This is a genomic window from Deinococcus maricopensis DSM 21211, from assembly GCF_000186385.1.
Classification (GTDB): domain Bacteria; phylum Deinococcota; class Deinococci; order Deinococcales; family Deinococcaceae; genus Deinococcus_B; species Deinococcus_B maricopensis.
Window position 1 is genome coordinate 130,077 of the sequence record NC_014958.1, and the last position, 21,223, is coordinate 151,299.

A 21,223-nucleotide genomic window follows, 5' to 3' on the forward strand; every position below is an offset into this window, starting at 1 on the left:
CGGGACCGGGGGCACCCCCGGTCCCGCCTGCTCGTGCCGGTTACGGCTTTTGCGGGGGGAGGTGCTCGAAGCGCAGCCCGGCGGCGGTGCGGTTCTCGAACCCCTGCCAGTACGTGTGGTCCGCCTTGGGCGTGCCGTCCGTCCCGACCGAGAAGCGTCCGTCGCGCGCGTACTCGACGAGGTTCAGGTACTTGTCCATGCTCGCGTCGCCGCGCAGGTACCGCCCGAGGAACGCCGTGGCGAAGTGCTGCGCGATGTTGTTCATGCGGACGCTGTCCCACACGGGGTCCGCGTAGTGCGCGAACGGCGCGCCCGTCCGCCACACTTCCGCCGGGGCGGGCATGGGCGCGGCGGCGTTGTGGTTGGCGTTCTCGAAGGTCAGCAGGTACCGGTCGGCGTTCACGGCGCCCTCGAAGAGGTTCCGGATGCCCGGCTGGTACCCGGACACGTCGTCGACGCTGCCCGCCATGAACAGCACGGGCGTGCGCACGCCCTTGAGGGTGTCGGCACTCCAGAATCCGGCGTTCCAGCCCCACGGAGCGATAGCAATGGCCGCCTTGATGCGCGGGTCCATGCTGCTCGTGTACGCGGCGTTTCCGGCCTGCCGCTGCGCGAGCAGGCCGTTCGGCGGGGCGATCTGCGCGGTGACGCTCGCGGCCGTGAAGCCCGCCCCAATGGTGTTCATGACGCCGTACCCGCCCATGGAGTACCCGATGAGGGCAGTGCGGTTCACGTCCATGAGGCCCTGCAGGGTGCCCGGCTCGCTGTTCACGCGGCTCAGTTCGTTCAGGACGAACAGCTGGTCGAGGGGGCGGTTCAGCAGGGTGCTGGCGAACGCGGCCTGATCGCTGTAGGTGCTGTCGGTGTGGTCGATGGCGGCGACCACGTACCCTTTGCTGGCGAGGTTCTCCGCGAGTGGGCTCAGCAGAAACCGGTTGCCCGGGTAGCCGTGCGAAACGATCACCAGCGGGTACGGGCCGCTGCGCGTGTCCGGGGCGGCGTCGCGCGCGGCGCGGCCGGTGAGGGTGGTGGCGGTCTTGCCGTCGCGGGTGACGGTCACGTACTGCGCGGTGCCGGCTGTGGTGCCCAGTTGCGCGGGGTACCACACCTCCACGGTGAGGGGACGGTCGTACGTGCGGTTCGCTTCGCCCGCTTTGGTGTTCACGACGTCCACCTGGCCGGCGTGCACGAACTTGAGGGTGCGGACGCCGACGGGCGCGGTGCCGTAGGGCGCGAGGGTGGGGGCGTCGGGGCGGATGGCGTCGATGCGGTTGGTCTGGGCGTTCACGCTGCACAGCAGCGTACTGGCTGCGAGGGCCATCGTCAGGAATAGGCGCATAGGGTGTCGTACCTCCGCGCGGCACCGTACCGGGCGAATGTCAGGGGCGTACCACCTCAGCGGCACCTGTGATTTCACAGGTGCCGCGTTCAGGCTGACGGCAACGGCGCGGAGCTTCCCCCACTCAGCGGCCCTGCGGGACAACCCGCACCTGAAGGTCACGCATTTCGCTGAGGCGCTGCCACTGCTCCTGCCCGAGCAGTGTGACGTACCCGACCGCGTCGTACGTGCCCGGCGCGCCCCGCGACGGCTGCAGCGTCCACCCCTGGCCGTTCAGGTCACTCGGCGTTTCCGTCAGGCCCACCGGCTCCAGCACGAACGGCCCCGGCCCCGTCAGGCCCGACGCCCCTGTCAGGCGCAGGTTCACCTCGTACCCGTAGTAATCACTGGCGAAACGGCTGCGCAGGTACTCCTGGCGGGGCTTCTCGGTGCCGGACACCCCGAAGTACATGAAGAAACCGGAGAAGATACCGTCCAGGCTGAACCGGGGCGTGCGGCGCTTCCGGCTGCGGACCTGCTTCAGCGTCAGGGTGGGGGTGGCGGCGTGGGTCATGGGTAAACTCCTGTGCATTACGTGTCGAGGTGGGTTTTTTCGATGGGGACGCCGACACTGTTGCCCCATTCGGTCCAGCTGCCGTCGTAGTTGCGGACCTGCGGGTAGCCGAGCAGCTCGCTCAGCACGAACCAGGTGTGGCTGCTGCGCTCCGCAATGCGGCAGTACGTCATGACGGCGCGTTCCGGCGTGACGCCCGCCTGCCCGTACAGACGGCGGAGCTGTTCGGCGGTCCTGAAGGTGCCGTCGTGCTGCACGGCCATCGCCCACGGCAGGTTCGTGGCGCCGGGGATGTGGCCGCCGCGCAGCACGCCCTCCTGCGGGTAGTCCGGCATGTGCGTGACCTTGCCGCTGAACTCGTCCGGGCTGCGGACATCCACCAGCGCGCCCTGGCCCGCACGGACCGTCTCGATGTGCGCCTTCACTTGCTCGCGGTACGCGCGCAGGCGTTCGTCACGCGCGCCGACCGGGTACGTGGTGGGCGTGATGAGCGGCACGTCCGCCGTGAAGTCGAACCCGTCCGCGGCGAGCTTCTGCCGCCCGCCGTTCACGAGCTTTACGCGCGCGTGCCCGTGGTACCGCAGGAACCAGAACGCGTACGTGGCCCACCAGTTGCTCTTGTCGCCGTACAGCACGACCGTGGTGTCCAGCGTGACGCCCAGGCGGCCCATCAGCGCCGCGAACGCCTCGGGCGTCAGGAAATCCCGGATGGTGGGGTCCCACAGGTCACGGCGACTGTCGAGGCGAGCGGCGCCGGGAACGTGGCCGCTCGCGTACAGCGTCAGGTCCTCGCTGGCCTCCAGTACGCGCACGTCCGGGTCGGCGTGGTGCGCGGCGAGCCAGTCGGTGTCGACCAGCACGTCTTTCGCGTAGGGGGTGGGTCTGCTCATGGGGGCCTCGGGCGTCAGGTCACCCTGACGCCCTCAGGCTACGCGGGGGGCCGTGGACCCTCAAGCAGGCGCACTGCCGGGAAGTTATCGGAATTCCCGATAACTGCGGCGGGCCGCTATGCTGCGCGCATGCGCCTGAACCCGGAGTACCTGGTGACGTTCAGCGTGGTCGCCGAATACGGCAACATCAGCCGCGCCGCCGAAGCGCTCCGCCTCAGCCAGCCCGCCGTCAGCGGCCAGCTGAAGGCCCTGCAGGACCTCGTCGGCGAACGCCTGTACACCCGCACGGCGTACGGCATCACGCTCACGGACGCCGGACGGGACCTGCTCGGGTACGCGCGCGTCATCGCGTCCACCCTGACCGGCGCCGCAGAGCACCTGCGCGCCCGCCGGAACCGCGCGCGCCCGCTGCGGCTGGGCCTGTCATGGACGCTGGGCGCGCACGCCGTGAACATCGTGGCAGGCGCCCACGCAGACGGGCAGGCGGTGCGCGTCACGAGCGGCCACTCCGCCGCCCTCGCGGACGACGTGGCAACCGGCACGCTCGACGCCGCCCTGATCGTGCGCCCAGCCGCGCCCCTCCCGCCCGGCCTGGACGCGCACCGCTTCCGCAGCGAGGAGCTGAGCCTGCTCGTCCCGGACGCCCACCCCCTCGCCGCGCTGGGCGCCACGCCGCTCCTGCCCATCGCGCCGGAACCGTTCCTGTGGCCGATGGTCGGCTCGACCGTCGCCCGCCACGCCGAACGCCTCCTGAACGACGCCACCGTCATCCCCGAGGTGCAGTTCGAACTGGGCAGCCTCGCCGCCGTCCGCGAGGCGCTCGTGCGTGGCCTGGGCGTGACGATCCTGCCGCCCAGCGTCGCGCGGCTGGAAATCGACGCCGGGCACGTCACGCCCGTGCTGATCGAAGCGCCGAACGTCACCGTGGAGTACGTGGTCGTCACGCCCAGCGACGTGCTCGAGCGCGCCGAATCCCGCCGCCTCCTGGACCTGGTGTTGCGCGCCCGCCGCCCCACGCGCCCCTGACCACGGGCCCGAGCGCCCCCAGCACACCCCCCGAACCCCGGTGACCCTCAGGCCGCGCCGTCCGCTTCATGAACGCAGGGCGTACAAACGCCTCACGCGCCGTAACGCCCACCCGGAACAGTGCCGGCGCGCACCCCCTACACTGAAGTGCACCTATGCCCGCCCCACAACAGCTGACGATCCGCGCGTACCTGCTGCGGCATCAGGCGCTCCTGTGGACCGTGCTGCTCACGTTCGGCGCGCTGGAACTGTGGAGCACCGCCCGCAACAACGAAGCGACGCGCCTCGCCAACCAGACGCAGAGCGAACTCAACCAGGCGCGCGAAATCATCAAGACCGTCGTCGACCTCGAAACCGGCATTCGCGGCTACGCCGTCACCGGGGAAAGCCGCTTCCTGGAGCCGTACAACGCTGCGCGCGGCAACTTCAAATCCCAGATTGACGCGCTCCGGGACACGCAGCGGCGTATCAACGACGTGGACATGATCCCGAACATCCGCACCCTCGACCACATCGAGCAGACCGTGAACACCTGGTTCGTGGAGATCGCCAACTACGAAATTCAGTGGCGCCCCACGCACCCGGAACGGGTCGTGGCGCGCGAAAGCAGCGGGCGCGGCAAGCAGCTCATCGACAGCGTCCGCGCGGACATCGCGCTGTTCGAAGCGAGCGAACTGCGCGAACTCGACGGCCTGCAACAGCAGGCGGCGCAGGCGCGCCTGCTGAACCAGCTCGTGACGCTGTTCGGCGTGCTGGGCGCCCTGATCGCGTCGGTGACGTCCAGCATCTTCGTCGCGCGGAACCTCAGCGTGAAATTCGGGCGGCTGGCCGAAGCCGCCGAGCACCTCGCCGCCACCGAACACGCTCTGCCCGTCGGCGGGTTCCACCTCACCGAAGCGGCGCGCCTCGCCGAGAGCTTCAACACCATGGCCGGGAAGCTCGAAGCCTCGCACGAACGCCTCACGCGGCAGAACACCGCGTTGCAGGCCCGCAACGCCGAGGTCCTCGCCACGAACGAACTCGCCGAGCAGCTCCAGACGTGCTTCACGCTGCAGGAGGGCTTCATGGTCCTCCGCAGTACCCTCCCGCAACTGTTCCCGAACGTGCAGGGCGTCGTCACCATCATGAACGCCTCCCGGAACCTGCTGGAGCCGCAGGTGCGCTGGCCACCCGAACCGGACGGCGAAACGCCCACCGACCCGCTCATGGAACCCAGCGAATGCTGGGCGATCCGCAGCGGCCAGGCGTACGACCCGGACCAACGCCGCGTCACCCCGCCCTGCGGGCAGCACGACGCCCCCGGAGGGCACCTGTGCATCCCGCTGGTCGCGCACGGCGAAGCGCTCGGCATGCTGCGCCTCGGCGCGCTCCCCCACGACGAACGCGCCCGCCACGACCTGCGCGAACGCGCCCTCGCCATCGCCAGCCAGGTCGCGCTCGGCCTGTCGAACCTGCGCCTCCGCGAAACCCTCCGCAACCAGAGCATCCGCGACCCCCTCACCGGCCTGTTCAACCGCCGGTACCTCGACGAAACCTTCGAGCGGGAAGTGCGCCGCGCCGAACGACACCGACGGTCCCTGAGCATCCTCATGCTCGACGTCGACCACTTCAAACGCTTCAACGACACCTTCGGCCACGAAGCAGGCGACGCCGTCCTGGTGGCCCTCGCCCAGCTGATGACCCGCCACTTCCGCCGCGAGGACATCGTCTGCCGATACGGCGGGGAGGAATTCGCGGTGCTCCTCACGGACGCGTCCTTCCAGGACGGCCTGAACCGCGCCGAAGCGCTCCGCGCTGCCACCGCCGAACTCCGCCCCACCCTGCAGGGACGCGCACTCGGCGGCATCAGCATCTCCGTCGGCGTGAGCGGCTTCCCGGAACACGCGCGCGACAGTGCCGAACTGCTCCGCCTCGCGGACAGCGCCCTGTACGAGGCGAAACAGGCCGGACGAAACCGCGTCATGGCCGCCGGGCGCTAAGAACGGCGCCGCAGGCCGAAGGTCAGTCGCTTGAGTGGACGGTCAAGCGACCAGAGAGCGTTGCTCGCCGGGCAGGGCCAGCGCCCGAACGAGCACGATGAAGTCGGCCCAAACCGCTCTGCACGCGCTCGTGGCCCTCGCAGCCGCCGCGCCGGCAACCCCCGAAGTTCAACCCATGCCCGTTGCGGACGGGCCCACCCACCTGCGTGCGTCCCCGCGCGAACGGGTGCCACATCAGCGCGTCAAGCGGCACCCGCAGAAAAGCCGAGGACGGCCTGCCGCTTCCTCAACGTGCTCGCAGAGGTGGGGCGCGGCCCGTGAACGTGCTGCGTCCCCGGCCGCGCAGGCCAGCCGAACGGGGCGTGGAGTCAATAGGGCGCGTCCCCCTGCGTGCGCTGAACCTCCACGGCCCGGACGATCACCCGCGCCGCCGTGACCTCCGCGTAGCGTTGTCTTGAAGAAAAGCGACATGCCCGCCGGAGTGGACAGCGGATGCGCGTCCGCCGCTAATCTGCCACAGTGAGGGCATGGCCCGCCGCCTGACCCTGCCCTCACCCGCGTTGAGGTCACTGGTGCAGGTCTACTGGCTGATGGACGAGGACCACCCGCAGGCTGAGCAGCACGTCTTCCTGCCGGAACAGCTGGCGCACCTGACCTTCTACGCCGGACGCTCGTGGACGATCGGCGTCAGTGGCGCGCTGACGCTCATGCCGCAGGCGACGCTGGAAGGTCTCGTCACGACGCCCGCGCATTTCTACTCGGAGGGGCCAGTGCGGGCCATCCGCGCTGAACTGTACCCGTGGGCGGCCCGGCAGCTGTTCGGGTGGACGTACCCGGACGCTGCACTGGACCTGCTGGCCGGGGACGCGGGCGACCGCGCGGCGCGCGCCGCCCACGCCATCCGCGCGGCCCTGACCGCCCACGACGATGAGACGGCGCTGGGTCTGCTGGATGACTGGCTGCTGGCGCTCGCCTCTGGTCGGCAGGCCGCGGGCCGAGCGGGGCGGGAGTGGACGGTCGGCACGGGCGTGCGGGCGGCCGTGCAGCTCTACCACAGCGGCGGGCAGCGGCGCATGGCGGACCTCGCCGAAGAACTCGACGTGAGCCCGCGCACGCTCGAACGGCAGTTCGTGCAGGAAGTCGGCATCGGCGCGAAGACCCTGGCGCGCCTCATCCGGTTCGAAACGGCGCACAACCTGATCACCATCGACCCACAAACGCCACTGGCCACCCTCGCGTACGACCTGGGCTTCTCCGATCAGGCGCACCTGACCCGTGAATTCCGCGCGCTGGGCGGCCTGACGCCCGGCACGTTCGCGCGCCTCAGCGAGCAGCGGCACCAAGGCGACTGGCTGGACGCCCTGCAGTACGACCCCCGCACGCTGCTGCCCGAATTGCCCGACTGACCCCACCCTCACGCGCCGCCCGGCCCCGCAGGGCGGCTGTCGCTTTTGTTCAATCGTTCTCCCGGCCTGCCCCTCTAGGCTGTGCGCATGACTGACCCTGCTGCACGCAACCCGTCTGCGCCGAAGCGCCCCCCCATCCTGTTTCTGCTGGCCACCGCCTTCCTCTTCTCCATGGGTATGTCCCTTGTGTTCCCGGTGCTGCCGTTCGTGGTTGCCAAGTACGTCCCCGACGTGCACCTGCAACCCACCGTGATCGGCTGGCTCGGCGCCATCTACGCGCTCCTCACGTTCTTCTCGTCGCCGGTGCTGGGCGCGCTCAGTGACGCGTACGGGCGCCGGCCCGTCCTGATGATTTCGCTGCTCGGCTCCGCCATCGGCTACGTGATCTTCGGCATTGGCGGCAGCCTCGCCATGCTGTTCCTCGGACGCGGCATTGACGGCCTCACCGCCGGCGGCCTCAGCGCCCTGTTCGGGTACGTGGCCGACACCACCCCGGAAGAGGACCGCGGGAAGGTGTTCGGGCAGATTGGCGCGACCGTCGGCGCGGGCTTCATCATCGGCCCGGCCATCGGCGGGCTCCTGTCGCACCTCGGCCTGAATGCGCCTTTCTACGCCGCCGCGATCGTGTGCGTCCTGAACCTCCTGTGGGGGTACTTCATCCTGCCGGAAAGCCTCAGCTCCGAGCGCCGCACCCGTCACTTCGACGCAGCGCACCTCAACCCCCTCAAGCAACTCCGCGGCGCCCTCGAACTGCCCGCCGTGCGCCGCCTCGTGACGGTCAGCGTGCTGTTCATCCTGCCGTTCTCGCTGATGCAGGTGGCGCTGTCCCTCATGGCCCGCGACACCCTCCACTGGGGGCCCGGAGAAGTCAGCACCGTCTTCATGGTGGTCGGCGTGTGCGACATCGTGGCGCAGGGCATGCTGCTGCCCATCTTGCTGAACCGCTTCGGGGACCGCCGCGTATCGCAGCTCGGCCTCACCATGGGCGTCATCGGCATGGCCCTGCTGGCGCTCGTCGCGGTGACCGGGCAGGCGGCCCTGCTGTACGCCGGCGTGATCCTGTTCGCCTCCGGCGAGGGCATCTTCAACGCCACGCTGGCCTCGCTGCTCTCGGCCTCCGCTTCCGAGGAGGCGCAGGGACGCGTGCAGGGCGGCGCGCAGGGCGTGCAGTCGCTCGCGAACGTGGCGGGACCGCTGGCGGGCGGCGCGATGTACTCCCGCCTGGGCGGCACCCCCACGTTCGCCGCGGGCGCCGTGGTGGTCGCGCTGGCACTCGCCGTCCTGACCGGCACCCGCACGCCCGGCGGGGAACTGCACCCAGAAGCGACCAGCTGAAGACCAGGCGGCGCAGCAGGCCGGGGCGAACGCTCCGGCCTGCTGCTGAATAACGCGCCAATCATGACGGCTCTGGAGCGCGCCGCGTGCTGGCCGCTCAGCGGAGCGGGGCGACGGGCTGGAACGCAGAAATCAAGGCGCGCGTTCGGCCGGGCGGCGCGGTCCGGTCAGCGGCGCTCCTGAATGCGGATCAGCGTCCCTGACGGGTCGCGGAACGCACAGTCCCGCACGCCGTACGGCTGCTGCGTCGGCTCCTGCACCAGTTCCACGTTCCGGCCCTGCAGACGCTCGAATGTCCCGTCCAGATCCGCGGTCGCCAGAATGAGCGTGGCGTAGCTGCCCTTAGCCATCAGTTCCTCGATGGTGCGGCGCTCGTCGGCCGTGAGGCCCGGCGTCGCGGCGGGCGGGTACAGCACGATGGACGTGCCGGGCTGATCGGCGGGCCCGACGGTGATCCAGCGCAGCCCGTGATAACCGACGTCGTTGCGGACCTCGAACCCGAGGGTGTCGCGGTAGAAGCTGAGGGCGGCGTCCGGGTCGTGGTGCGGGAGGAACGTCTGGTGAATGGTGAGGTCCATGCCGTCACTGTAGGCGCGCGGCCTCGGTGGTCGCTTCTCGATTCCTGACGGGCCGGGTGACCTGCTTCGCGATGCAGGCGGGCAGGCCGGCGGTGGCCGCGTCCATGCGGGCGCGGTAGACGCTGGGCGGCACGCCGACCAGTTCGGTGAAGCGCGTACTGAACGTCCCGAGGGACGCGCAGCCGACCGCGAAACAGACGTCCGTGACGCTCAGGTCGCCGCGCAGCAGCAGCGCCATGGCCCGCTCGATGCGGCGCGCCATCAGGTACGCGTAGGGGGACTCGCCGTACGCGCGCCGGAACTGGCGACTGAGGTGCCCGGCGGACATGTTCACGCTGCGGGCGAGCGCCTCGACGTCCAGCGGCTGGTCGTACTCCCAGTCCATGCGGTCACGGACGCGCCGGAGCCGCGCGAGGTCACGCAGGGGCAGCGGAGGAGCCTTCCGGGTCATAGCCTGATTGTGGCAGGTGCCGCGTGAAGCGCGCCACCCGGAGGGCATGGGGGCCGGTTGAGGTTCGCCTGCCCGCAGGCGTGCGCTGCGTGTCGCTGAGCGGGGCGCCACTTGCTGGGCCGCCCTGGAGCCGAGGCGCTCGCCGGAGAGCGCTGCCTTGCTTCAGCCTCTCGCTCAGCGGGCCGCGCTGCGCCTGCGCCTCACGCAGGTGTCGGGGGCGGCTCATGAGGGCCGGGCCGCACGGCGCGGTCCGGCCCTGACCGTTCAGGGGGCCTGCATCTGCGCGCGGGCCTGCTCCTGCAGCGCCCGCCAGTTCACCTTGCCGGTCCCGCCGATCGGCAGGGCGTCCACGAACTGCCAGTCACGCGGAATCTTGTACGCCGCGAGGTGCTCACGCGCCCACGCCTCGATCTCCTCCCCGGTGGCGCTCGCGCCGGCCTTCAGGACGATCAGCGCGCGGGCCCGTTCGCCCGTGCGGGCGTCCGGCACGCCAATCACGCACGCCTGCTGCACCGCCGGGTGCTGGAACAGCGCGCTCTCCACCTCTGCCGGCCACACCTTCATGCCGGACACGTTCACCATGCGTTTCAGGCGGTCCGTGAAGAAGTAGTACCCCTCGGCGTCCCGGTACCCCAGGTCGCCCGTACGGAAGTACCGCTGCCCCTCCCGCTCCAGGAAGGCCTCCGCGGTCGCGTCCGGCCGCTGCCAGTACCCCTGGAACACCTGCGGGCCGCTCACGACGATCTCGCCCGTCTGCCCGTCCGGCACGTCCTCCAGCGTGTCCGGGTTGAGGATGCGCGCGGACGTGCCGAACACCGGGATGCCCAGGCACTGCAGTTTCGGGCGGCCCGCGGGGTTCGTGTGCGTCTGCGCCATGGTTTCCGTCAGGCCGTACCCCTCCGCGTACCGCAGGCCCGTGAGGTTCTCGAGGTGCGCGCCCACCGCTGCTGGCAGGGCCGCGCCGCCACCCGTGATGAACCGCAGCGTGCGCAGCTGCTCCGGCCGCAGGTTCGGGTTGGCGAGCAGGTCAATGACCATCGTGGCCGTGTTCGTCCACAGCGTCACGCCGTACCGCTCCATCAGGTCCGCCGCGACCTGCCGGTCCCAGCGGTTCATGACGACCGCTGCGCTCCCCCCGTAGATGGGCGCGAGCATGCTGTTCACCATGCCGGTCACGTGGAAGTACGGCAGCGTGGCCAGCTGCACGTCACTGCTGGTGGCGTGCACCCACGCGCCGCCCGCGACGACGTTCGCTTGAACACTCCCGTGCGTGTGCATGCACCCTTTGGGGCGGCCCGTCGTGCCGCTCGTGTACGGGAGCACCGCCAGGTCCTCCGCGCCGACCGGCACCACCACGCCCGGCTCACCCGCGAGCGCGTCCGCCCACGTGACGTCGTCCCCTTCCGCCACGGCGGGGACAGCGAGCGCCGCAGGCGCGTCGGGAATTCCCTCGCCGTAACTGCCGACGACGATACGCCCCAGTCCCGCTGCGCGCGCCTTCGCGTACAGCTCCGCGCCGACCACGCCCACCGTGATGCCCGCATCCGCCAGGAAGAACCGCAGTTCGTCCGGCACGAGCATCGGGCTGAGCGGCACGACCACGCCGCCCGCGCGCCACACGGCGTGCGCGGCCACCACGAACTGCGGGCTGTTCTGGAACCACACGAGCACCCGGTCGCCGCGCCCCACCCCGGCGCGCTGCAGCTGCCCGCTCAGGCGCGCCGTCTGCTCCAGCAGCTCGCGGTACGTGACCTCCCGCCCATAAAAGTGCAGCGCGGTCTTCTCGGGGTACCGCGCGGCGCTCACATCGAGGTTGTGGTACAGGCTGGTGCGGGGAACGTCGAGGGTGCGGGGGAGGTTGGCGGGCCAGTAGGGGGCGGGGTTCGTCATGCGCACGTCCATTCAAGGGGAGGGCGATGGGCGCGCAGCGCGCCCGGGAACCAGCGGCGAACAGGGGAGAAGGGGCGCGCCGTTCAGGGCAGGTGAGCCTGGAAGGGCGTGCACGTCGAGTTGCGGACGCCTTGAGGGTAGCACTGACGACCACACGCGCGCCCGTATGCCATGCTGGGGCGCACATGACACAACTGGTGTTCGCCTGCATCGCCCCGCACGGGTCGGAAATCCTCGAGGAACTCAGCGGCGGGAACCTGTCCCTTATGGCGCGGACGCGGGCCAGCATGGTGGAACTCGGGCGGCGCATGACCAGCGCCGCCCCGGATGTGCTGGTGGTGCTCACCCCCCACGGGACGCGCGCGGAAGGCCAATTCGCGGTCGCCAACCCGGAACGCGTGCGCGGCGAGGTGCAGGACCACGGCGGAACCGTGACGCTCGAACGCCGCGTGGACCGCGCCCTCGCGCAGCGCATCGCGGCGGAAGCGGCCACGGACGGCGTGCCCGTCGCGCTCCTGAACTACGCCACCAGTGAAGGGCCGCTGAGCGTCATGCCGCTCGACTGGGGCGCCCTGATTCCCCTGTGGTTCATGCCGGACGTGCCCGTCGTCGTGATCAACCCGCCGCGCGGCATGGACTTCGCCGGGCACGTGCAGTTCGGACGGGCGCTCGCGCGGGCCGCGAGCGCCGCAGGGCGGCGCGTGGGCCTCATCGCGAGCGCCGACTGGTCGCACACGCACGCGGCGTCCGGACCGTACGGGTTCCACCCGACCGCCGCGCAGGTCGACGCGACGGTGGAGGCGTACGTGCGCGCCGGGGACCTGGAAGCCCTCGCGACACTGAGCGCCGACCTGGTGAAAAGCGCCAAACCGGATGGGCTGTGGCAGGTGCTGGTGCTGGCGGGCGCCCTGCCGCCCACGGAGCGGCAGGTGGAGCTGCTGTCGTACGAGGCGCCCACCTACTTCGGGCTGCTGTGCGCAGCGGTGACGCCCACGTGTGTTTAGAGCGTGTGTTGACGGGAGATAAAGGGCTATCCGTATGCGCGCTGTGATGAGCGACGAAGATCGACTGAGGCCGTGCCGAAGCTGACACTGGATGTGCCCGACTACACGCCTGTAAGCGGATTGCACGCCGCCTGGGACGCTGGTTTCAGCATCGTTGTCTTGAGCATGGCGAAGTGCACCTTCAAGCCAATAACGCAGGCCTGCGCTCACTCGTACGCCTCCTGGTCGGGCTAGGGGTACAGGAAGGGCATCATTGGCATCTGGAGGACCTGACCAACCTCGAAGAAGATTCAGGGCCGCTCACGATCTCGAAACTCCCAGACCTTTGATCATGCCCATAAGGACCGGCCATGATCGAAGGCTCGCTTTCCGGGGCGACCTTCACGGGTAAAGCGATGCTCAGGCCCCGACGCCCGGAGGGAGCCGTGGGCTTGAGGCGCGATCAGACAGCCCAGGGGGCGCCTCTGGACGAAGTGATTCACGCCGTCCGGCATCTTTTAGGCTGTAGGGTGCCACGGCACGAAGCGGCGCGGGCCGTTGCTCGCGCCCCTGACACGCCTTCCACCCGACCGGACACTCAAGGACGCTCCGCCACGTGGTGGGCGCTGCAAGGATGACCTCATGTTGAACAGAGAACAGATCATCGCCTGGAACGACCAGGTCATCGCCGCCGACCCGGAAGGTGACGGCGACTTCGAGCTCGTTTTCGCGGCGCCGGACGTCGTGGATGACGTCGCGCAGCTCGAAGCCCTCATCGGGGCGCCGCTCCCCGCTGACCTGCGGGCGTTGTACCTGCAGGTGGGCGCGTTCAAGCACGTGCATTATGCGCTTGCCTGGCAGACCCTGCGCATCGAGTCGGTCAGCACCCAGCTGCATTGGCTGACGAGGCCCGAGAACCGGGCGTTCAGCCGCCCGTACTCGCTGGGGCTGGTGGCTGCCATTCACGCCGCCTGGGGTGAACGCGAGGAGTTCAACGACGCTCTGGAGGCAGAGGCTGAGCAGCTCGTCAACGCGAACTACGTTGTGTTCGGCTCGCGGCATATCGACGATAACGTGATCGACTACTGGTATTTCGACCGGCAGGGCCTGTTCGGCAATTTCCGCTTCGATCAGGATGAAGCCGCGTACAACGTGGGGCGCATCGAGCAGCTGGCCGATATCCTGCCGCGGGCGAACGCCGACCTCAGCCCGGCAGAGCGGCGCGCGTACGTTTTGGCCGAGGCCGAATCGTACGGGACTGAGGACACCTTCCCGCGGTACACGCTGAACCAGTTGTTGCGGGCCCAGTTCGACGCCATTACGCTTCACCTTGCCGAACAGTGACGTCCGCGTGAGGTCCGTCCGCTGGGGACGGGGGAGACATCACTCCCCGTCCTGAGTGCTGACGGGTCAGTTCCCCGAGCTGCTCCGCGGGGCGGTGCGGGCGTCGGGAGGGCTGGGTATGGGTTGGTTTGCTGCTCCGTGGGCTCCGGGTCATGAGCTTCTGCTCACACTCTCCTCAGCTTGCGGAAGGTCCACCGCGTATCCTGCCCGGCATGGCGTTCCTCACCCTCACGGGCATTCGCGACAGTCGGTCCATCATCGTGAACTTCAACAGGGTGACTGATGTCCGCCACATTCCCGACCAGAACTTCCCGAGCGGCAGCCGCCTGTACCTGGATGTCCTCAACAGCCGCGATGAGCAGTTGTACATCGACGTGCGCGAAACCCTCGCCAGCATTCAGGAGCTCCTGCAGGCGTAGGCCGCGCGGGTTTGCCGCTGGCCGCGTCGGCAGAAGCAGGGAGGGCCGAGGGAAGCACCCCTCGACCCTCCCTGTTGCCTTCAGCGGCCGAACTGCAGCCAGTTGATGTTCGTGAAGTCGGCGGCCTGCCCGCTCTTGAAGTTGACGTACACGTCGTGCACGCCGGTCACGGCGGCGGTGTTGTACGGGATGGTGCGCCACGCGTCCCAGCCGCCGGTGTCACCAACGCTGGGGTTCGCGAGGACCGGGCCGGTGAGGCTGTCAATGCGCACCTCGACGATGCCGCTCACGGTGGCGCCCGCGCCGCTCGCGACGCGCAGGTTCACGGTGCGGGCGGGGGTGCTGCCGAAGTTCACGTTGCGGAACACCAGCCAGTCGCCGTTCGCGATGTACCCGACCGCTTCGCAGCCGGCGCCGTCCGAGCAGCTGACTTTCTGCGTGCCGCTCTGCGCGTCGGCGGTGGCGGCGCGGATGGTGGCGTACGCGTCGCGCGAGGTGACCGCGCCGGGGTTGGTGGTGACGCTTACGGCGTTGCTGTTCGCGGAGGCGTTCCCGGCGGCGTCGCGGGCGCGGACGGCAAAGGTGTACGCGGTGTTCGCGGTGAGGCCCGTGATGTTCGCGGTGAGGCCGCTGACGACGGCGACCTGCGCGCCGTTCTGCAGGACTTCGTACTGCTTCACGCCGACGTTGTCGCTGCTCGCGCCCCACGTGAGGGACACGCTGGTGTCGGTCCTGCCGTTGCTGACGAGGCCGGTGGGCGTGGTGGGCGCCTGCGTGTCGCCGGTGGTGCCGCCGATGTTCACGGTGACGGTGGCGTTGCCGCTGGTGGTGGACTGGCCGGCGGTGTCGTACGCGCGGGCGCTGTAGGTGTACGTGCCGTTCTGCCCGCTCGCGTAACTCTGCGTCGCGCTGTATGGCGCGGTGGTGTCGGTGGCGAACACGGCGCCGTTACGCAGGAACTCCACTTTCGTGACGCCTTTGTCGTCGCTGGCGCTGGCGTTCACGGTGACGGTGCCGGCGCTTGTGAGCGTGCTGGGCGTGGCGGTGACGCTGACGGTGGGCGGCGCGTCGGTGGGCGTGGTGCCCGGGCCGGAGGTGCCCACGGTGCGGGGCGCGACGCTCATGGTCTTGCCGTCCGTGAACGTGACCGTGATGGTGCTGCCGCTGGGGTTGTACGCCACGTACGTGCGCGTGCCGGCCTTGTTGAACACGACGGACGTGGGGATGTTGCCGGTGACGCCGGTGTCGAGGCGACCCATGGCGTTGAGGTTGTGAATCCAGTGGTACGTGTGCGCTTTGCTTTCCCCTTCTTCGGGGGTGTAGCTGCCGCTGCCGAATTTCGCGACGGCGCCGGCGGCGTCGTACAGGGCGTACATTTCCCAGAAGATGTCACGCCACGCCTGCGGTTCGCGGCCGAGGTGGTCGTAGTTCGCTTTGAGATAGTCGGGGTTGCGGCCGAGGTACAGGGAGCCGGCGCTGATGGGCAGGAAGTTGATGCCCTGGATCATTTCGGGCTCGCCGCTGAACCACGTGGCGTAGTCGGCGCCGTCGCCCCAGACCATGCCGACGGCGGGGTGCGTGTACCCGGCGGGGAAGGTCTGTTTGTTCACGTCGAACCAGTATTGTTCGATGGCGTTCGCTTCGTTGGTGTAGAGGTACACGCCGAGGTCGCGGGTGGCGGCGTCGCCGGTGACGCTGCCCCACAGGATGAGGGCGTTGGCGAAGTGCATGTCCTCGCTGCTGCTTTCCTGGTTGTTGCCGGCGGCGAAGCCGGCGTGGCCGGACGCCCAGGAGTGCCCGGCGTAAGCGTCGAAGCTGCGGAGGCGCGGGTAGCGTTTGTTGGCGTCGTCGGTGTTGGCGACGTCGCGGATGAGTTCGTTGATGGTGTTCTTCCAGTCGCCGCCGTTCGCGGTGAGCCACGCCGGGTCGTACTGCGCGACGATGGCGGCCGCCTGAATGAAGTACCCCCAGTGGAAGTGGTGGTCGTTGAGTTCCTCTTCGGACCCGAAGCCTTTGGGGTAGCCGATCAGGGTGCCCCAGGTGGGGTTGTAGTAGAAGTTGTTGGGGCTCTGGCCGTCGAGCCAGTCCTGCAGGTACGCTTTGAGGGCGTTCAGGAAGGCGTCGCGGGCGGCGGTGTCGCCGAGCTGCTCGGCGATGGGGATGACTTCCGCGAGGCGGCCCATGCTCTTGCCGGCCCAGTAGGAGTCGCCGCGGTAGGGGAGCAGGTCGGGGGCGTTGCGGACTTCGTTCACGTACGCGCGCAGCTGGTTCTTGTCGTACGTGCCTTTGTCGGGCAGCCAGGGGAGGGTGCCGTTGAACTTCATGGTGGTGCTGAAGCTGCTGCCGCGCACAACGCGCATCTCGCCGCGCGCGGAGGCGTACTTGTAGGTGGTGTTCACGCTGCTGCTGTTGAGCCACTGGTGGCGGTACAGGGCGCTGAGGGTGCCGGTGCCGGTGCCTTCTTTGGCGGTGGTGGTGAGGGTGTAGGTGGTGGTGACGTTGCCGGCGGCGGCGTTGTAGTTCCAGCTGACGCGCGTGCCGGTCACGAAGTTGAACGCGTACTGCTTGAAGTCGTTCAGGGTGGTGGTGGTGGCGTCGGGCAAGACGGCGACGCTGTAGTAGTCCTTGCCGCCGAGGGTGGACGTGAAGACGTTCCCGGCCTGCGTCCAGGTGGCGCCGGTGGGGGCGAACAGGGCGTAGTGGTGGCCGTTCACGGTGACGCCGAGGGCGTTGCCGCTGTTGCTCCAGACGTTGACGGGCGCGTTGAAGCGCAATTCGGCGTTCCCGCCGGTTTTGGTGGCGTACACGAAGGGGAGGCCGTGCCCGAAGGTGGTTTTGAGGCTGCGGGTGCCGTCGTTCCAGGCGGCGGTGGCGGTCCAGTCGCTCCAGTCGTCGGCGCGGGTGTCGGGGGCGTTGAGGCCGCTGACGCCGAGCGTGAAGTCGGGCGTGAAGGTGTACTCGTATTTGCTGGTGCCGCCGCCGCCCGTGAAGCGCGGGGTGTTCGGGTACCCGAGGCTGAGGCCGCTTGCGCCGGCCTTCATGGCGAAGGGGTGCGCGTACATGTTCTCGGAGTACATGCTGTTCGGCTTGTAGCGTTTGAACACCAGGGACGACCAGAATTTGTTGGTGGGGACGGCGCCTTTCGCCTGGGCGTTCGCGGTGACGTAGGGCGTGAGCAGTTCGCCGGTCTGGCTGATGGGGCCGCCGGCGGCGCCGGCAGGCACGGTGGTGCTGACGGCCTGGGTGTCCAGGGTGGGCGTGCTGGGGGCGGTGTTGGTGGGTGGGGCGCCGCAGCCGGCGAGCAGCAGGGCGGCGGACAGGAGCAGGTACCGTGGGTTCATGGGTGGCCTCCGTGGCGCCGCGTGCGCGGCGGGTGAGCGTTGGAGTACAGTAGGTCCTCTGAAAACGCTTTCAAAAGCTGGTCGCATCTGAAGACGACAGGGTGCCCCTAACACCAGCGCGAGTCGCGCAGCGCAGCGTCAACATGGCCGATGCTCCAGACAGATGAGGGCGAATTGGGGGAGGACGCGCTTACCGTACTTCCTCGGTGAAAGCGCTGTCAAGCGCGCGTCATGAGAGTTGCCCGTTCAGGCGCCCAGCGGCAACGTGAAAAAGAAGGTCGCCCCCTCGCCCGGACGCCCCTCCGCCCACACCCGCCCACCATGCCGCGCAATCACGCGCCGCACATTCGCCAGCCCCAACCCCGCCCCCTCGAACGTCTCGTTCAGACGCACGAACAGCCCGAACGCCTCCTCCGCCCGCTCCGGCGCGAACCCCACCCCGTTGTCCCGCACGCTCACGACCACCTCGTTCGGCCGCACGAGCGCCTGCACCGCAATGACGGCCTCCGGCTCGTCCTGCGTGAACTTGATCGCGTTATGCAGCAGGTTCGTGACCGCCAGGCGCAACAGCATCCAGTCGCCCGGCACCGTCGGCAACGCGTCAATCCGCCACGTGATGCGCCGGTTCACCATCAGCGGCGCCAGGTCGCTCCGCACCTGCATCACCAGCTGTCCCAGCGGCACGTCCTGCACCTGCATCTCGGCCTTGCCCGCGTGCGACAACGCCACCAGGTCCTCCACCAGCTGATTCAGCCGGCTCGTCTCATCCCGGATCACCTCGAAGTACCGCTCCGTGCGCTCGTCGGTCACGCCCGCCAGCCGCTTGCGCGCCAGCGTCAGGAACCCGTCGATGCGGCGCAGCGGCTCCCGCAGATCCCGCGACAACGACAGCCCGTACGCCGTCAGCTCCGCATTCAACTCCACGATGCGCGCCGTGCGCGCCTCCATGCGCCGCTCCAGCTGCGTGTACGCACGCCTCAGCGCGCGCGCCTGTTGCCGGTCCGTCCAGTCCGTGAGCGTCACCACCGCCGCGCGCACCGCCCCGTCCGTCCACAGCGGCGCCGCCGCCAGGCGCACATGCCGCGCCTCATCGCCCACCCACACCTGCACCTCCTGCGTGAGCCGCTCCCCGCGCAGGGCCCGCTGCACCGGCTGCGCGCCCGGCGGGAACACCTCGCCCGTGCGGGCGTCCCGGTACAGGGGCGGCGTCAGCACGTCGGCGGCCGCGCCGGTCGGTACGCCGAACAGCGTGCGCGCCGCCGCGTTCAGGCGCTGCACGCCGCTGCGCCCCTGAACGTACAGCGGGTCGGGCAGGCTGTCGAGCATGACGGCAAACGCGTCCCCGGACGGCGCCTCGCTCACCTCGCGGACCTGGACGCTGCGCCCGCCCGGCAGGGCCTGCGCGCGCCACTGCAGCACCTGCGCGCGGGCCGCGCAGAACCACACGCACCCGTCCTCCGGGTCGTGGGGCAGGTCGGCATGCCGCGCGAGCGTCTCGGTCAGCAGCGCACCCGGCGTGACTTCCGGGAACGCGCGCGCCGCGGCGCCGTTCATGTACGTGACGCGGTCGGCGGCGTCCAGCAGAAACAGCGCGTCGCTCAGCGCGTCCAGCGCCGCGTGCGCGAGAGCGGGAGACGGCGCGTCCACAGGTAAATCTTACGTGAAGGCCATAACAGCATCATGTCCTCAACGTTTCAAGCTTTCCTCACCTGTAACTCATCCGCCCAAAGACGAGGTCAGCTCGGCGACTCCACGCCCTCGCCGGCCACCAGCCCGGCGATCAGCAGCCGCAGCCCGTCATACGTCGCGGGCTTCTCCACGTACGTCTGCGCGCCCCGCTCCTGCGCTGCCCGCACGTCCATGGGGGCTCCCGACGTACTCCACACCACCACCCGCGCCGACGTGAACGCCGGGTCCGCCCGCAACGCCTCCAGCACCTGCAGCCCGGTCACACGCGGCATGTTCACGTCCAGAAGCACCAGGTCCGGCACGCGCCCCTCCCGCAACTGCAGCAACGCGTCCGCGCCGTCACGCACCACATCCAGGTGCACGTCAGGCGCCACGTCAGCCAGCACTTCACGCATCAGGAGAACGTCGGCCAGATTGTCTTCCACCAGCAGCAGGGTCCGTACGCTCACGCGAACCTGCCCAGGTGGGGGGGGATCAAGAACATTCCCTGAGTGTACCCTCAAGGTTCCACCCCTGCCTTCAGCGGACGTAAAGCGTCCCTGAACATCCCCGTCACCCCGTATGCTGCGCGCATGCCCGCCCGCCCCTGGCCCACCCCCCACGCGTACGTGGACGCCGCCACCTGCGGCGTGGCCCTCGGGTACGTCCTGGACGGGGCGCCCTACGCCCTCGCGCGGCCACCCGGCGTGCCCGACGCGCTGCTCATCGCGCGGCACGCCCACACCCTCGGCTACACGCACGTGCACCTGCGCGGCCTGCCAACCGAACCCCTCCCGCTCACCCTGCCGGCGCCCGTCACGTGGCTGCCCGGCCCCCCTGCGGACCGCGCCGCGCACCTCGCGCGCCTCGCGGACGCCCTCGCCACCATCGTGCACGGCCAGCCTCTCACACCCGAGCAGCACCACGCCCTCCAGGCCAGCCACACCCCCAGCGCGGACGGACGCACGCTCATCCATGTGGACGGCAGCTTCGCGCTCACCGACGACCTCACCGGCATCGGCTACACCCTGAACGGCGTTCCGTTCGCCATCACCGCTGCCCGCGCCGAGCACCCCAACGGCGCGCACGCCGAACGCGAAGCCATCCGCGTGGCCCTCATGCACGCCGCCACGCACCCCCACGCGACCCTGCACGTCCAGAGCGACCACGTCTTCCACGTCCGCCGGTACGCCGAGGACCTCGTGCACCGCGGACGCCGCAAATCTTCGTCCCTGGAGCGCCTCGACGCGCTCGCGGACGCCCTCAGGCCACGCCTGCACTTCATGTACGCGCCCACCCTGGACCTGCACGCCCCGCACCGCCTCGCCGTGCACGCCCGCGCCCTCGCCACCCTCGCGCGCGGCGCGCCCCTCACCCGCGCGCAGCAGGTCGCCGTGCGCCGCGTGCACTTCGCCCTGCGCTCCGCCACGCCCGTCCCGTACTGACCTGCGCCCCTGAGGCGCGCGTGAAGCGCCGCTCAGCCCCGCCCGCTGGACGCACGCGGCCACCCCCGCTAGCGTGAAGCATGCGGCCACCGAAGAAACCTTCCTTCCGACTGCCCGCGCACCTCGCGCACACCCGCCCGGCCCCCGCCCGCGCGGGCCGCCCCGAGCGCGACGCCCCCGACCCGGCTCGCCCAGCCCCGGCCGCGCAGGCCGAGCCGCCGGACCGCATCGGGCAGCTGCTCCCGGAATTGCTGCGCGCCATGGTTGGCATGGACACCGAACACACCTGGGCCCGGGAAGCCGGGACCATCGTGCTCGACCGCGCGCAGATCCTCGCGGCCCTCGCCCCGTACGACCGGCCGAACAGCCGCTTCAACCAGCTGGTCGTGCGCCGCCTCGTCGGGGAGGGATACCTCAAGCCGCGCGGCGGCCTGGAGAAACAGGGCCTGAGCGGGCAGTACGCCCTCACGCCCAGGGGCGAGCGGCTGCTCAACCTGCGCCGCAACAGCTGAACGCCCAGCAGCGACGGTCGCGCTGACGCGACCCGCGCCACCGGAGGGCGGCCACCGGGTGGGA

19 protein-coding genes are annotated in these 21,223 nt (G+C 69.9%); 10 read left to right on the forward strand and 9 right to left on the reverse strand.

The features are described from left to right. Positions 1-40 precede the first annotated feature (40 nt). The 3 genes from DEIMA_RS00600 to DEIMA_RS00610 all read right to left on the reverse strand — a co-directional run bounded on the left by DEIMA_RS00600 (position 41) and on the right by DEIMA_RS00610 (position 2,782). Positions 41-1,339 carry an alpha/beta hydrolase family protein gene (locus tag DEIMA_RS00600; protein ID WP_013555286.1) on the reverse strand — a complete coding sequence of 433 codons (1,299 nt, stop codon included), beginning with the start codon at positions 1,337-1,339 and terminating at the stop codon, positions 41-43. A gap of 124 nt (positions 1,340-1,463) precedes the next feature. After that, positions 1,464-1,892: a hypothetical protein gene (locus DEIMA_RS00605; protein ID WP_013555287.1), complete on the reverse strand. Its 429-nt coding sequence runs from the start codon at positions 1,890-1,892 to the stop codon at positions 1,464-1,466. Between the two features lie 17 nt (positions 1,893-1,909). Continuing rightward, entirely contained in the window at positions 1,910-2,782 is an 873-nt protein-coding gene (locus DEIMA_RS00610; RefSeq protein ID WP_013555288.1) for a sulfurtransferase, read from the reverse strand. Positions 2,783-2,911: 129 nt separating this feature from the next. On the opposite strand from DEIMA_RS00610, the gene DEIMA_RS00615 reads away from it, so the two are divergent. The 4 genes from DEIMA_RS00615 to DEIMA_RS00630 all read left to right on the forward strand — a co-directional run bounded on the left by DEIMA_RS00615 (position 2,912) and on the right by DEIMA_RS00630 (position 8,528). Then, positions 2,912-3,808, forward strand: coding sequence for a LysR family transcriptional regulator (locus DEIMA_RS00615; RefSeq protein WP_013555289.1), 897 nt, complete (start codon positions 2,912-2,914; stop codon positions 3,806-3,808). A gap of 155 nt (positions 3,809-3,963) precedes the next feature. Next, positions 3,964-5,787, forward strand: coding sequence for a diguanylate cyclase (locus DEIMA_RS16585; RefSeq protein WP_013555290.1), 1,824 nt, complete (start codon positions 3,964-3,966; stop codon positions 5,785-5,787). Between the two features lie 527 nt (positions 5,788-6,314). Further along, positions 6,315-7,193 (forward strand): helix-turn-helix domain-containing protein, encoded by an 879-nt coding sequence (locus DEIMA_RS00625; protein ID WP_013555291.1) that lies wholly within the window; start codon positions 6,315-6,317, stop codon positions 7,191-7,193. Between the two features lie 87 nt (positions 7,194-7,280). Continuing rightward, a complete protein-coding gene (locus tag DEIMA_RS00630) occupies positions 7,281-8,528 on the forward strand; it encodes a tetracycline resistance MFS efflux pump (protein WP_013555292.1) in 1,248 nt (415 codons plus the stop codon). 167 nt (positions 8,529-8,695) lie between these two features. On the opposite strand, the gene DEIMA_RS00635 is transcribed toward DEIMA_RS00630, so the two are convergent. From DEIMA_RS00635 to DEIMA_RS00645, 3 genes are all read right to left on the reverse strand, one after another. Next, a complete protein-coding gene (locus DEIMA_RS00635) occupies positions 8,696-9,106 on the reverse strand; it encodes a VOC family protein (protein ID WP_013555293.1) in 411 nt (136 codons plus the stop codon). A gap of 4 nt (positions 9,107-9,110) precedes the next feature. Further along, complete coding sequence (locus tag DEIMA_RS00640) at positions 9,111-9,557, reverse strand: helix-turn-helix transcriptional regulator (RefSeq protein WP_013555294.1); 447 nt, start codon at positions 9,555-9,557, stop codon at positions 9,111-9,113. A 264-nt stretch (positions 9,558-9,821) separates the two neighbouring features. Then, positions 9,822-11,447, reverse strand: coding sequence for a long-chain-fatty-acid--CoA ligase (locus tag DEIMA_RS00645; protein ID WP_013555295.1), 1,626 nt, complete (start codon positions 11,445-11,447; stop codon positions 9,822-9,824). Between the two features lie 185 nt (positions 11,448-11,632). Here DEIMA_RS00645 and DEIMA_RS00650 point away from each other — a divergent pair, with 185 nt between their 5' ends. From DEIMA_RS00650 to DEIMA_RS00660, 4 genes are all read left to right on the forward strand, one after another. Beyond that, positions 11,633-12,451, forward strand: a complete 819-nt coding sequence (locus DEIMA_RS00650; RefSeq protein WP_013555296.1) for a DODA-type extradiol aromatic ring-opening family dioxygenase — start codon at positions 11,633-11,635, stop codon at positions 12,449-12,451. 173 nt (positions 12,452-12,624) lie between these two features. Then, the gene (locus DEIMA_RS18915; protein ID WP_425358170.1) at positions 12,625-12,780 is read left to right on the forward strand and encodes an Imm32 family immunity protein; all 156 of its coding nucleotides are present in this window, start codon (positions 12,625-12,627) and stop codon (positions 12,778-12,780) included. A 292-nt stretch (positions 12,781-13,072) separates the two neighbouring features. Beyond that, a complete protein-coding gene (locus tag DEIMA_RS00655) occupies positions 13,073-13,774 on the forward strand; it encodes a hypothetical protein (protein WP_013555297.1) in 702 nt (233 codons plus the stop codon). Positions 13,775-13,986: 212 nt separating this feature from the next. Continuing rightward, a complete protein-coding gene (locus DEIMA_RS00660) occupies positions 13,987-14,193 on the forward strand; it encodes a hypothetical protein (protein ID WP_013555298.1) in 207 nt (68 codons plus the stop codon). A gap of 80 nt (positions 14,194-14,273) precedes the next feature. On the opposite strand, the gene DEIMA_RS18790 is transcribed toward DEIMA_RS00660, so the two are convergent. The 3 genes from DEIMA_RS18790 to DEIMA_RS18110 all read right to left on the reverse strand — a co-directional run bounded on the left by DEIMA_RS18790 (position 14,274) and on the right by DEIMA_RS18110 (position 19,672). Then, positions 14,274-17,534 carry a glycosyl hydrolase gene (locus tag DEIMA_RS18790; RefSeq protein ID WP_013555299.1) on the reverse strand — a complete coding sequence of 1,087 codons (3,261 nt, stop codon included), beginning with the start codon at positions 17,532-17,534 and terminating at the stop codon, positions 14,274-14,276. Positions 17,535-17,780: 246 nt separating this feature from the next. Then, complete coding sequence (locus DEIMA_RS18795) at positions 17,781-19,181, reverse strand: sensor histidine kinase (RefSeq protein ID WP_013555300.1); 1,401 nt, start codon at positions 19,179-19,181, stop codon at positions 17,781-17,783. Between the two features lie 89 nt (positions 19,182-19,270). Beyond that, the gene (locus DEIMA_RS18110; protein WP_013555301.1) at positions 19,271-19,672 is read right to left on the reverse strand and encodes a response regulator; all 402 of its coding nucleotides are present in this window, start codon (positions 19,670-19,672) and stop codon (positions 19,271-19,273) included. A gap of 123 nt (positions 19,673-19,795) precedes the next feature. Between DEIMA_RS18110 and DEIMA_RS18115 the strand changes: the two genes are divergently transcribed. After that, the gene (locus DEIMA_RS18115; RefSeq protein WP_013555302.1) at positions 19,796-20,647 is read left to right on the forward strand and encodes a ribonuclease H family protein; all 852 of its coding nucleotides are present in this window, start codon (positions 19,796-19,798) and stop codon (positions 20,645-20,647) included. A gap of 80 nt (positions 20,648-20,727) precedes the next feature. Next, a complete protein-coding gene (locus tag DEIMA_RS00685; protein ID WP_013555303.1) occupies positions 20,728-21,159 on the forward strand; it encodes a hypothetical protein in 432 nt (143 codons plus the stop codon). Positions 21,160-21,223 lie beyond the last annotated feature (64 nt).